Source organism: Pseudalkalibacillus sp. SCS-8 (genome assembly GCF_040126055.1).
Taxonomy (GTDB): domain Bacteria; phylum Bacillota; class Bacilli; order Bacillales; family Fictibacillaceae; genus Pseudalkalibacillus; species Pseudalkalibacillus nanhaiensis.
The window spans coordinates 2,463,569-2,476,576 of record NZ_CP143541.1 but is presented as its reverse complement, the minus strand read 5'-3'; the positions used below and the strand labels follow the sequence as shown (position 1 = coordinate 2,476,576).

14 protein-coding genes are annotated in these 13,008 nt (G+C 38.8%); 12 read left to right on the top strand and 2 right to left on the bottom strand.

Translation table 11 applies throughout. The features are described 5' to 3' along the window. Complete coding sequence (locus V1497_RS12920; RefSeq protein WP_349407950.1) at window positions 1-1,773, top strand: hypothetical protein; 1,773 nt, start codon at window positions 1-3, stop codon at window positions 1,771-1,773. A gap of 45 nt (window positions 1,774-1,818) precedes the next feature. Here the strand turns inward: V1497_RS12920 and V1497_RS12915 are convergent, their stop codons facing one another. Together V1497_RS12915 and V1497_RS12910 are read right to left on the bottom strand one after the other, a co-directional pair. Further along, complete coding sequence (locus V1497_RS12915; protein WP_349407949.1) at window positions 1,819-2,643, bottom strand: ImmA/IrrE family metallo-endopeptidase; 825 nt, start codon at window positions 2,641-2,643, stop codon at window positions 1,819-1,821. Further along, window positions 2,606-3,016 carry a helix-turn-helix transcriptional regulator gene (locus V1497_RS12910; RefSeq protein WP_349407948.1) on the bottom strand — a complete coding sequence of 137 codons (411 nt, stop codon included), beginning with the start codon at window positions 3,014-3,016 and terminating at the stop codon, window positions 2,606-2,608. Before V1497_RS12910 ends, V1497_RS12915 begins: the two co-directional genes overlap by 38 nt. 169 nt (window positions 3,017-3,185) lie before the next feature. Between V1497_RS12910 and V1497_RS12905 the strand changes: the two genes are divergently transcribed. The 11 genes from V1497_RS12905 to V1497_RS12855 all read left to right on the top strand — a co-directional run bounded on the left by V1497_RS12905 (window position 3,186) and on the right by V1497_RS12855 (window position 13,006). After that, window positions 3,186-3,563, top strand: a complete 378-nt coding sequence (locus V1497_RS12905; protein ID WP_349407947.1) for a helix-turn-helix transcriptional regulator — start codon at window positions 3,186-3,188, stop codon at window positions 3,561-3,563. Between the two features lie 15 nt (window positions 3,564-3,578). Then, window positions 3,579-4,469, top strand: a complete 891-nt coding sequence (locus V1497_RS12900; protein WP_349407946.1) for a phage replisome organizer N-terminal domain-containing protein — start codon at window positions 3,579-3,581, stop codon at window positions 4,467-4,469. Beyond that, entirely contained in the window at window positions 4,426-5,283 is an 858-nt protein-coding gene (locus V1497_RS12895; RefSeq protein WP_349410818.1) for a DnaA ATPase domain-containing protein, read from the top strand. Before V1497_RS12900 ends, V1497_RS12895 begins: the two co-directional genes overlap by 44 nt. Window positions 5,284-5,356: 73 nt before the next feature. Then, entirely contained in the window at window positions 5,357-5,518 is a 162-nt protein-coding gene (locus V1497_RS12890; protein WP_349407945.1) for a hypothetical protein, read from the top strand. Between the two features lie 399 nt (window positions 5,519-5,917). Continuing rightward, on the top strand, window positions 5,918-6,637 hold the full coding sequence (locus V1497_RS12885) for a hypothetical protein (RefSeq protein WP_349407944.1): 720 nt from the start codon (window positions 5,918-5,920) through the stop codon (window positions 6,635-6,637). Then, the gene (locus V1497_RS12880) at window positions 6,621-8,519 is read left to right on the top strand and encodes a TraM recognition domain-containing protein (RefSeq protein WP_349407943.1); all 1,899 of its coding nucleotides are present in this window, start codon (window positions 6,621-6,623) and stop codon (window positions 8,517-8,519) included. The genes V1497_RS12885 and V1497_RS12880 overlap by 17 nt, the downstream gene beginning before the upstream one ends. Before the next feature lie 31 nt (window positions 8,520-8,550). Further along, window positions 8,551-9,528, top strand: a complete 978-nt coding sequence (locus tag V1497_RS12875) for a conjugal transfer protein (RefSeq protein WP_349407942.1) — start codon at window positions 8,551-8,553, stop codon at window positions 9,526-9,528. A gap of 13 nt (window positions 9,529-9,541) precedes the next feature. Further along, window positions 9,542-9,763, top strand: a complete 222-nt coding sequence (locus V1497_RS12870; RefSeq protein WP_349407941.1) for a hypothetical protein — start codon at window positions 9,542-9,544, stop codon at window positions 9,761-9,763. Window positions 9,764-9,775: 12 nt separating this feature from the next. Further along, a complete protein-coding gene (locus V1497_RS12865; RefSeq protein WP_349407940.1) occupies window positions 9,776-10,192 on the top strand; it encodes a conjugal transfer protein in 417 nt (138 codons plus the stop codon). Next, on the top strand, window positions 10,189-12,630 hold the full coding sequence (locus tag V1497_RS12860; RefSeq protein ID WP_349407939.1) for an ATP-binding protein: 2,442 nt from the start codon (window positions 10,189-10,191) through the stop codon (window positions 12,628-12,630). Before V1497_RS12865 ends, V1497_RS12860 begins: the two co-directional genes overlap by 4 nt. A 16-nt stretch (window positions 12,631-12,646) precedes the next feature. After that, window positions 12,647-13,006 (top strand): hypothetical protein, encoded by a 360-nt coding sequence (locus tag V1497_RS12855; RefSeq protein ID WP_349407938.1) that lies wholly within the window; start codon window positions 12,647-12,649, stop codon window positions 13,004-13,006. Window positions 13,007-13,008: the final 2 nt, after the last annotated feature.

The following is a 13,008-nucleotide window of genomic DNA, read 5'->3' as shown; positions in this document are numbered from 1 at the left end:
ATGTTATTTAATATTTTTGTTGAAGGATTTATAAATATTATAAATGGCATTTATAAAGTGGTAATTCCATTAAGTTTTACTATTTTTATTTTTGCATACAGGGAACAAAGGGAAGTAGCTTACTCATTATTAAAAAGAAAGAAAAAATGGCAGACGGTTTCTTTTATAGTATCTTCAATATTATTACTAATAGCTATGCAATTTTATAGTTACCATCTCCAATTATCTTCGGAACAAGTACCTACTCAAACTCCTGGATCCACTAAAGAAAACGCGAAGAATGTAACCAATTTAGATACGTTAGCATTATTAACAATAATGCTAATAAGTTTGTGGTGGATAATTTCTTCAGTTACTTCATATAGATCAATATTAAAAAATATTAACATTATTGATGAATTTAGAACAAATACCTCTCTTATAAATAAGGCCTTTAAAAAAATAGACAAGATAATGGTGATAAAAGAAAAAAATGAAGCATATAAGGCTAAAGAAATTCAAAAGCAACTAGATAATATAATAGTTGCAACAGAGATTAACTTTCAGATTTTAATTACTAAAGAAAAGTATAAATTAACTAATAACTTTAGTAGTTCTTTAAGAACAATTAATTCTACTTTATTTAATAAACTTGTTGAGTATAATAAAGATGAAGAAATATTTAGTAAAATTGTTCCTTTATCAGGAACAAAATATTTTGATCTTTATATTTTGATTTTAAAAAATCTGAGTAACTTACTTGAAGTGTCTTTAGAGACTGGTAGGGAAAAAGAAGTCCAATTAATAAATGACACATTTTGTGATATAAAACCATTTCTTTTTCAGGTGAGGAAAGAAGATTATGCTGAATGGATTGTATATAAAAGGAATGATGATAGGTATCAAAATCTAGAGTTCATGCTTAAAGAGTTCTTTAATCATTATTATTTTATAATGTATAAAATATTGTTGAACCTTTACAAGAAAAATGATAGCAGGACTACATATATTTTTGAAAGATTAATAGCCCATGAATTTGATAATAGGAGGTTTATTAGTGAGAATGACTTTTTAACTCTTACTTCAGCCTTATTCTATAATTCAATAGAAACCCGAAATTTAAAAGTACTAACAGATATAACAAATAATTATTTTAAATTTTTTATAAAAAGTTTAGAGCAAGAAAACCTTAGAAAACCTGAGAATAAAATACCAAAAACTAAATTTAGCAAAAGAATTAGTGTAAAAAAAATAACTAATCAAAAAATACATAAAAGTGAGGATATACAACGTAAAATTGTGAAAATAATGATATTTGGTATTATCAAATCAATTGAATTAGGTCATTACAATTGCGCGGGTTTCTTAATAAAAGTAATTATTAAAAACTTTGATCAGAAATTGCTTAATTATGAAATAACAGATATCTTTAAAAATAGAAAAAATACCACTCCTGATCTAACGTTAAGTAAAGAAATTACATCACATTTATCTATTAACTTGAGCTTTAGCCCTGCATCATATAAATATTGTTTACAGAAAACAGTATTATTGTTGGCATTACAACAAAGGTTTGTATCTGAAAGTATGAAAATTATTAATATAAATAAACAGAATTATATTAACTTAGATAAGTTCTTTGGAAATGAAGACAAATCTTATCTTGAGTATTTGATAGAAAAAGTAAAAGGATTGCAAGGTTTATATGGTCTTTTATGTTTAAAAGATGATAATATTGACAACCTTATTAGTGAATTAGATAACAAAAAGAAAAGTTTTTTGGAGACAAGTTAGTTTTATATATTTTTTTAACTACTCTTAATGAGTAGTTTTTTTACTTTAAATAGAAGTGAATTTTCCTTCTGATATACCTCCTAGGAGTGTTAAGGCTCCACAAAATTCACAATACAAAGCATCGACAACGTTTATCTTTTCACACTCTGTTTCCCCACATTGATTATACAAATGGTATCCACACTTTTTACAGTACTCAGCATGCTCGGAGAAATCATTATTTTTACATTGTGGACATTCTTTAAATCTCATTTCATTATTAGGAAATTGTTTGTTTACATTTATGTATACATCCTGCGCGGTGCAAGTCAACTTCTCCGTCTTATTACGATTCTCTATCATATCTAGAATTTCTTCTCTCGATTTTATCCCTAGTTCATCCAACCGATTGATGATCGCTGTCCAGGAGACATTAAAACACTCAGTTAATTTCCCAATTTGTTGGACAGTGATGGGGTCTATTAAATTCTCTCGAAGTACTTCTTCAGGCATTAACAGCTCTCGTGCAAATACATGGGCTTCCCGTTCAATGATTTTTCGTTGATTTTCTGTAAGATCAGAATCATTCAAATAAGCTACATGATCCAATAGGATATGACCAAGCTCATGTGCGTACGTCCAGTTGATTCTGCCTTCAACATGATCCGTGTTGATGACAATGCCATATTCATCATTTTCTTTATTGTAGACGACAAATGCATCGTCAATCTCAGTTGTTTCTTGAATTTTGGTATTGGTAACTGTTTGAATGATTCCTTTGGCATTGATGGGTGGTGAATTAAAGGAATTGGATCGCAAGCACTTACTTACTTCTTCCTTGATCAAATCCATCCTAACTTTTTCCGGTACCACCTTCGTCTGCTTTCCCATCTTTTTGCTCTTCCTCCTCGTCGTCTAAAAATAGCTCTTCGATTAGTCTAAGCATTTTCCTTTTCTCTTTATCTGTTAGCTTCTTATTAGCTCTTCGTAGCACATTATAAGCTTCTGGCCATTCGGATTCATCAATATTATCTAATTTGTTCGTTACGGTTTTATCCGGATTGTCTGTATACCCCAGTAAATAATCAGAGGTAACCTCAAATAATTCAACAAATTTTGTTATTAGATCATCCTCAACATTTCGCTTGCCAGCTTCAATACGGGACAAAACACTATTATTGATCCCAATCTTTTTGGACAGAGTAAGTTGAGACCAATTCCTCTGTTCCCTCAGCTTTTTTATACGATGACCAATTACGGACATGGAATCCCCACCTTTTCTAATACAGCATAACTATTGTACCATTTTTCTAAACCAGAAAAATAAATTTGCTAAAACAACAAATACAGGGTTGATTTTGCGAATTCAGCAAATTATAATAAGGTTAAGGATTTGCTGAATCAGCAAAAAATCTCGGGAAGGGAGGTTGATCATGGAATATATTAATCTGAAATATATCAAATCAAGACGGATAAACCTCAGGATTACGCAACAACATATGGCTCGATTGCTTGGCTTTAAGCATGCCTCCACATACTTGAAGTATGAGAAGGGGGACTATTGTTTTAAAGCACATCACTTGCCGTTGATTGCGAGAGAACTTCGATGTGATCTTAATCAGCTTTTTTTTGGGAATAACTTTGCTGAATCAGCAAAAACGAATTATAAACACTCGGAATTCTGCAATGAACCTCTTACGAAATATGTAACACGAATCTACCACTCATTCTTTCAATCTCGTCACCTGGAAATCCTGCCTTATCATACACAGTCGCTTATAAAATCTTTTTCCTTTTCCCAGATATCCTGAAAAGGAGTGTTGAAAATGCCTGAAGTAAAATGGATTAAGCTGAGTACTCAAATGTTTGAAGATGAAAAGATCCGACTGATCGAGTGTATGCCTGAATCCGATGCACTGTTAATCATCTGGATCAAGTTATTGACACAAGCAGGAAAGACCAATGCCAATGGTTACATCTATTTGAATGAAACAATCCCCTATACCGATGAAATGCTGGCAACGATATTCAATCGTCCTCTTAATATTGTCAGGTTAGCCCTGAGAACTTTTGAGGAATTCGGAATGATCGAAATTAAGGATGATCATTTCATCACCATCAGCAACTGGGAAAAACATCAGAACGTCGAAGGGCTTGATAAAATCCGAAAACAAACCCGGGAACGAGTGGCGAGACACCGGGAAAAGAAGCGACTCCAATCAGGTAACGGTACATGTAACGTTACGGTAACGGATGGTAACGCAACAGATATAGATAAAGAATTAGAAAGAGATATAGATAAAGATATAGAAAAAGATTCTGAAAGAAAAAACGGAAAAGATAAATTTAAAACCAAAAGTATAAAGGCATATGATTTTTACAAACAACACATCGGAAAAGCCAATTCCAAAATCAAAAAAGAAATAGAAGTATGGAATAAGGTTCTAGATGAAGAACTGGTCATCGAGGCATTGATACGTTCCATCGATTTAAATAAACCGTCATGGACCTATGCAAGGGGCATTCTTTCAAAGTGGACGAAACATAATGTTCAAACATTGGATGATGTTGGAGCACTTGATCTCGAGTTTTTGAACAACCGAAAGGAGGGTGACCGTGGAAAATCGTTTGGAAAGCATCATCGAGACTCTCCGTCAGAGACATCTTCAATCACTGGAGGACAAACCGGACGGATCCGAAGGAGAGGAAGCTCATGAATGTCCGATATGCGAAGATAAAGGCATTATCTTTTACCGGGTTCACAAAGATACAGAATGGCATTGGGATGAACGATCACATTTCAGGTTTCCAGCCAGTAAGGTTCCTGAAAAGGACTACCTTTCAGGGAGTGTATGCTGTCCCGAACAGGCTTGGCAATGGCACGATTGTTACTCGGAACGGTGTAGCTGTGTAAAACAAAAGAACGTTGAACAATTGCTCCTTTCCTCTGAAATTACCGAAGCTTTCCGAAAAAATACGTTTGAAAACTTTGTCACGGAAGGGAAGCATCCAATGATCAAAGATGCGCTGCAATGTGCACAAGAGTATATTCTGGACTTCACAGAAATTCGGGATACAAGAGCCAACAGTATTGCTTTATTGGGACAACCCGGTAGTGGGAAAACCCATTTACTAACGGCGATCTCCAACCACTTGATGGTGGAGAAGCAGGTCTCTGTACTTTACTTTCCGTATGTGGAAGGGTTTGATGACTTAAAGGACGATTTTGAAATACTGGAAGAGAAAATGGAGCGAATGAAGAAGGTGGATGTTCTGTTTATCGATGATCTCTTCAAACCAATTGGACGAAACCGGAAGCCGAGGGCTACTGAATGGCAAATTGAAAGAATGTATGCCTTAGTCAATTATCGCTACTTAAACCATCTGCCCATATTAGTTTCCTCTGAGTTGACTGTAGATGAATTGGAATCTGTCGACGAAGCTCTGGGAACACGCATCTATGAAATGTGTAGCCATTACACCGTTCTTATCCAGGGGAATAAAAAAGTGTTAAACCAGCGTTTGGGTTAGGAAAGGTACTATAATTTTTAAAAAAACTTTTTGCTAAAACAGCAAAATGGAACCTGATAAAAGGAGTGCTCATATGACAAAAGCCGGAAAGCAGTTCGAAGTCACGATTGTCAAAGGTCCATTAGCTGAAAAAGAAAAGCTGCAATCCTCGGCATGGGCATTCATGGCGAGCATTGTAAAAAAGCAATTGGATGAGGGGAAGTACAATCCAGTTGGTAAAGCGAACAGCAACTAACTAAAAATCATTTATATAAGGATAATATTACCAATAAGTGTAAATGAATCCAATTCACTACGGAAGTAGGTTAAAACGATCATTCTTAAGTGTTTAAAAGAGCTTTAAAAACTGTTTAATTTAGGGATGTTTTTTATTAAAGGTGAGCAGATGTTTTCCCAACAATGATAAGGTATCTGCGCCTTGTTTATTCTTCGCTATCGCTGCGAATATACGTTGACCTCACACAGACAACATCACTCTGTGTGAGGTCAACGTACCACGGCGGCGCAGATGCCTTTTGTAAAGTTTTTATGCGAACGGTTGTTTTTGATTTTGGAGAGTGATAATATACAAGCATAATTTTTTCTTTAAAGTGAAAATTAGAAAAATTCAGAAGAGTGAGGAGGTTGTCTACAATTGGAAGCCAGCCAATCGAACCTACTTGCAGTGAAGCAGGAACGCATCCTGAAAGTGATTAATCGGTTCGGTGTCATTACATCTACTCAACTCGTCGACTTTTTGGAAGGGGACATCTCTCACGTAACGGTCTACAACACCAAAAAGAAACTCCTTTCACTCGGCTTCATCACGGAAAAGAAAATCGGTTACACTCTTATTCTTGCCGTCCGCCCCCGGGGTGTCGACTATCTCGGCAGTCCATTGACGGCATTCACCAAGATCAACCTCAGCCAATTGAAACACCAAATGCTCATGAATGATTGTCTGTTAACCTTCAAGAAGCTCACCAACGAGAAGAATCAAAAACTCCATTTCTTGACTGAACGGGAACTTAGAAGCGAGTACCTCGATCAGAATTTTACGAAAAACGAACGAAAGAATCCAACTAAACTAAAACAGGTCGCTGATCGGATCCCTGATTTCGTCATCATGGAAGGGGAACGGCGGATCGCCTACGAAGTCGAATTGACCCAAAAATCCGCAAAACGGTACTTGGAAAAAATGAAACGGTATCAAGATGAAATTATGAAGGGACGGTACAGCAGGGTTCGTTACTTATGTGAAACGGACCAAATCAAAAAGACCGTCATTACCCACGCGAAACGTGCTGGGGTGGAATCAAACATGCTGCAACTGGACCTGATTGGGAGGTTGCTTGCCATTGGCCAAAAGCAATGAAGAAGTGAGCAAGGAATTCGCCTTTGGAATCGGTTTATTACTTGCAGTATTGTTGATCTTCCCACTCTTTCTCTTTTCATTACCGTTCTATGTTATCACACGCTTGATCAATAGACCCAACGTCCATTTAACCTTATCGATTTTGGGGTTACTTGTTTTCACATTTGTGATCATAAATCAGCCTGAAAGTTATTTTGCTCTCTATGAGGTATTACCAGTCGATTTCTCCTGGTTGACCTCTTTGGTCCACAAACCTGTAGAATTCAGTGCTGCTTCATACGTCCTTTACGCAAGCGGAGGTTTAGTAATAGCTTATCTCTGGTCGGTTTTGACGGACTACTTCCGATCGAGACGAGTCCATTCCAAAGAAGCAAAACGAGACGCTTTGAAGCAATCTACCGTATTCCGAATAACGTATGAGCAGCGATTCCGGCTAACCCAGCAAACCCAACAGAAATGGCGGGAGGACTTCGCGAAAGGGAAAACCGACCGATTATTAATCGGGATAACGGAGACTGGACAGCCCTATTACATGGATTTCAAAGAAGTCAACCAGCATATGTTCGTTCCGGCAACGACTGGTGGAGGGAAAACGGTTCTGCTTCTGAATTATATCGAGTATGCGTTACTCAAAAACTACCCTTTTATTTTCATAGACGGCAAAGGTTCCGCAGAGAGTATCGACGATGTCCGAGCATTATGCGATCGTAACGGGAAAACGCTGGAAGTTTTTTCGGATGAGGGGGAGCTTACCTATAACCCACTTCGGTACGGGAATGCGACGGTCATCAAAGATAAGCTCGAACAATTAATTGCAACAGAAAGTCATTACTATACGGAAATCTCGACTTCCCTGGTGCAAGCCATTATCCAGTTTATCGATGATTATGGTTTCAAACGGGATCTATGGACGTTTGCAAAATACTTGAACCCTAACGAAATCAAGAAGGTCTTACAGGCAGACGTGGTTGAAGTCCAAACAGTTGACGATGAGAAGGTACAAGGAGAGAAAGCGTTATACTCATCCTTTTTAGAGGAGTCCAATAAAGATACAGGAACAACTGAAACAGCTGTAAAAGAAAAAATGACGAAAAAAGTCAGAAGTGAACGTGCAAAGAAACATTACCTGCGGTTTTTCGAACGTTATGAGCACGAAGAAGACGGGGAGATGTATTTGTTTACGAATGCATCGTCGGTCCGTACTCAGCTCTATCTTCTTTTGGACAGCGAACTGGGTCACCTGTTCGAAGAAAACGAAAACGGTCTCGATTTGATCCAGGTGAGTGATCAGAAAAAAGCGCTGTTTGTCAGCTTTGACGGCTTGATTTACAACACGTTCATCAAAATCATCGCAAGGTTTTTGATTCTGGATTTGAACTACCTCGTGTCATACCGAAACCGGAAGCAGATGAACGACAAGCCGTTGCTCGCCATCTACGATGAGTTTTCCGTCTATGCGAATGACAAGATTGTCGATACCGTCAACAAGTCACGGTCCGGTGGTTTCCATTGTATCATCGCAACCCAAACGATAGCGGATCTAGAAAAGGTGGATCCGGTACTAGCCAAACAGGTTATTGGAAACACCAACACCTTCGCCATCGGTCAAACGAATAGCCCGAAGGAAGTGGAGGCTTGGGCCAACACACTGGGCACATTCAAGGATATTGATTTAACGATACAGACGAAAGAGCAGGCCGGACGCTTGAAACGTGTCGATCAAAAATCAGAAATGGGTACGATGCGAAATGTACAGAAGTTCAAAATCACGCCCGATGAAATTCGCGATCTTCGAACAGGGCAATTTATCATCGCCCGAAAAGCGGCAAAAGATATCTTAGAACCCCAAATCATATACATCCGACATCCGTTGAAAGCTTAACTCTTTTACATCCTCAAAAGGGAGTGAAGTTATGAAGCGTAAACGAAAACCATCAGAAAAGATGAACAAGGAAAAAGGGGCACGGAAAGTTCCCTATTCCAGAAGGACCGCCACACGAATCACAAGCATCGTTTTTTTCACGGTGATCCTATTCTCTTTAGTATTCAACGTCATCTTTTTCAGCAAATACCAAACCATTCGAAACTCAGTTAAGGCACAAGAAAACTCGATCGAAGAAGAACTCAATCAGGTTCATGATTCCAATCTCATCCATTCCCATTCGATTGTCGTTTTCACGGATCAATTCTTACAGCAATATTTTGGGATTCCCGAAAGTGAGGATGAACGTAAGAAGCGTCTTGAAACGCTCAGCACCTATTTTGTCAGTGGTTATGATCTCCAGCGTTTAGGAAATCTGGACGACTTCAAAGGAAGTCGAGTGTTAAAAGATCTTCAATACATGGATACAGAACAAATCAGCAGAAATCAGGCAAATGTTCATTTTATAGCTAAATACGAAATTGTTGAAAATCCGGGAGAATCGAAGGAGGGAGACAATAAAGAAAACGATCCGAAAAAGGTAGCGAATCGTGTTGAGATCGTTGTACCCGTTACGACAGACGGTAAAGGATATGCTGTGTATCAAAATCCTCGTCTGGTTGAAAGTGATTTGAGAACCACAATGAACGCTGAACCAAACGAACTGGAAGGGGAGTTACCTACGTCTTCAGAATATAAGAAACTCCAATCGTTCCTAACCGAATTTTTCACTTCTTATGGGACGAGTGATGAAAAACTTCCCTTCATGGCTGAAGTGGAAAGAGGGTTGAACGATCAAATCCTTCAAAGCGTCACCATCCGTCAGGTTGCCAAAGACCACAGAGCATCCTATCGAGCGATTGTAGATGTTCAATACCAAAACAACCAAACATCACTGAACAGTCTTTACACGTATAAACTACAGCTCTCATTTGAAAACAATAAATTTTTCATTGAATCCATGGAATAAGGAGGATGTACAGATGAATTTCACTTTACAAGAAGTGACGACAAACCTCGTATCACAAATCGGTTTTCTGGTTTTGCTCATAATGGTCATACGGGCATTAGTTGCCTATACCCGTGAGGATTGGGGACAGTTCTGGTCTGGACTCGCACTTGGAATCTGCTGCTTGATTGTTGTCTTCTTTGGTCCACAATTCCAGGAGCTTGCGAAAACGATCGGAAAAACCGTATTCCAGTAAGGAGGTTTTTGTATGAAGCTCAAAGGAGAAAACTTCACCCCGGAGTATAAATATCCGATTAAAATTTACCGGATCGGTTCCATTGAATTTGCGAATGGGCTGGAGGTAAGAAAAATGATTTTTTCCTTCGTATTGGCAATACTTCTCGTCATCGGTTTTGTGATGATCGGGGTCCAGGGCGACCATAACCTCCTAGGCTTCGTAGCAAAAAACTGGCTGATCCTTATCACTGTTATACCTGGGATCATTACATTCGTCGTATTCAACCTACAATATGACAACAAAAAGTTCATTCCGTTTCTAAAGGGTCGCGTCCGGTTTTATCGGACCAAAGAGACCTCTTATGAACATTTCATTGAAGTGGCAAGTGAGCAAATGGGAAAAGAGATGGTGTTCGAACCGCATATGAAAGCAGGTGAAGATGAATGAAGGCTATGCTTGAGTTCCCGATTGAGCTCAAACATCAGAATATGATCTTCAACAAACGAAAACAGGTCTGGGCATTCTACAAACTGGATGAGGAACATATTCGCCTGAACAGTGCAATTGAGTTCCAGCGATATGTTGAACGGACGGCAGCCTTTCTGTCACACACGGAATACGACTATCACATCATGATCATCCCGAAAAAGTTTGACTTTCCGACCTTTACAAGTGTCATCAACGATAACATCGTAAAAGGGGAATTCTCGGATATCGGACGGGTGTACTTTGATCGAGCTTCTTTAACGTTGGAAAACGAAGTGTTCCTGCATGAATACGATTTATACATCGGAATCCATCTGAACAAAATGGATAACAAAGTGATGGTGGATGTCGGGGACTTTATGAAGAAGTTCACGAAAAGGGTGCGGGACGATCTTTCGAAACTGATGACGTTTCAGACACATGTTGAAGATGATTTCGAGTATTACGCGGAGCTGGAACGATCCTTCAGCAACAAGGTCGCCTATCATAAGAACTTCAAGAAGTGTACCGAAAAGGAAATCAACCGGTTCATTTATTACATGTTCCACCGAACCAGCGATGGCTTCGATACACCGGAAGGGTCATATAACCTGACCGAAGGAGTCGTTAAGAACGAGTACGGTCATATGACGGTCAAACATGAGGACCATACCGAATACCTCTGTTTTATGCCGTTTTCAGAAATGCCCGTATCGGTTGAGAATTATCGGTTCATTCAGGACATTCTCGAGAGTATTGATTTCCCTGTTGAGTTCCAAATCCGTTATCACTTCAAAGATCAAACGACTAACATCCGTCAGGTCCGAAAATTAAAAAGACGTTTCACCAATTTCGATCGAGAAATCCGTTCTACCCATACAGCAGATGACGATTCAGTCGTAGAAATGGCATCAGACAGATTGGAGGCGCTATTGGAGGATCTCAAACACGATGCACGAAAGGTTCTTCATATGTCCTTCACACTTGTGATAGCCGATAGATCCAAGAGAGGAATGAAGGAGAAGCAGGAAGCACTACAAAACTTGTTCAAGAATACAGGATTTTGTCTATCGAAGCCCCTTGTTGATCAATTAACTCTCTTTTCACAGAGTTTGCCAGCTTCCTACCATGATTACAGGTACTTTGAACAGGTCGTCGATGAGACGTATCTTGCCCAGTCTGCCATGGATCTGTCCAACAAAGTCGGAAATCGATTTGGCATGGTCCTTGGAAAAGTGATCACTGGAAAGAAATTGTCCAGTGTGGAGCAGGCGCGTGAAATCAATAACAACATTGTTGTTTTTAACCCGTTACTAACGAAAAAGGCCATTTCCGGTGCTACCCATACCAACGGTAACATTTTAATTACAGGACCTCCTGGGAGTGGGAAATCAGTTCTGGTGAAGAACTTCTTCACATGGTGTACATTCTTTGGTTCTAAGGTTCTTTACGTCGATCCAAAAAATGAATTTCAGCGTTATTATCAAGATGCTTTGCACAAATACGGAGACATACCCGAATTCAAGGAACTGTATGAACGGATTAACTTCATCCATCTATCTGAAAAAAGCGAGTACCACGGTGCGCTTGATCCTCTTGTATTCCTGAAAGGGGACCAAGCAATCCAAACGGCAATGATGATCCTCAATACATTAGCTGAGGTTCGAGGGTCGAGAGGTGAATCCGTCATCATCTATGATTCGATCATTGAAGAGGTGGAGACCAATGAGTATCCGACATTGACAGGTGTAGTTGAACGGATCATTGAGAAGGATGTGACGTTAGGGAAGTTCATACAAAAATACCGTTATGGACTGGGGCGTATGCTGTTCGGCAGCAAACAATCAATGGGATTAGATTTTGAGCGCCAAATCAATGTATTGGGTCTTCAAGGCTTGCGTCTTCCGGCGTCAGACAACATGAACGAAGAGGAACGGATCGGGCTCTGCCTCATGATGTCGATCTCCAAATACGTCCATACCTTCTCAACCAAGAAAGAAGAGGAAGCGATGATCATCTTTGATGAGGCATGGACATTGAAGCGTTCTTCCAACGGTCAGGATCTGATCGATGAAATGCTGCGGACCGGTCGTTCATTACGAACAGATATTGTTCTTGTCACCCAGGCGTATGATGATTTCAATGTCGATACAACAAAGGAACAAATCGGAATCAAATTCGCTTTCCGACCGAAATCCGATGAATCGATTAAACCTGTCTTACGTTTTTTCGATATGGAAGAGAACCAAGAAAATATCGAAATCGTCAGTAATCTAAAATCGGGTATGTGTCTGTTTCAGGACCATTTAGGACGTAATCAAGCGATTGCAATTGATATTCTTTTTGATGAGTGGTTTGAAGCTTTCAAGACCACTGAAAAAGAATCAGAAGCCGTACATTTAGAAGAAGCCTACAGCTGAAGAAAGGGTGCTGAAGATGAAAAAAACAATACTACTATTTATATCTACCATTTTACTTGTCCTTGGAGGTTGTGGGGGAAATGAATTTGACCATGATGAAGAAAAAGTGAAAGATGCTGTGGCAAATCGTGCATTACAACAAAAGGTGATCGAAGAAGGCAATTATAAAAAAGAGGAAATTGAAGTTTTAAAGGTTTGTGAAGCAACTGAAAAAGGCAATGAGGAAAAGGGTTTTGATGGAAATTATATTGTTCACTGGCAAACTGCGGACGGAGAATATCAAAGAAAGTTTATGATGAAAGAATATGAAATTAACTACGGAACAAACAACTATGAGGAAATAAAAGATAGCTGCACAACTTTTAATAGGAGGTAATC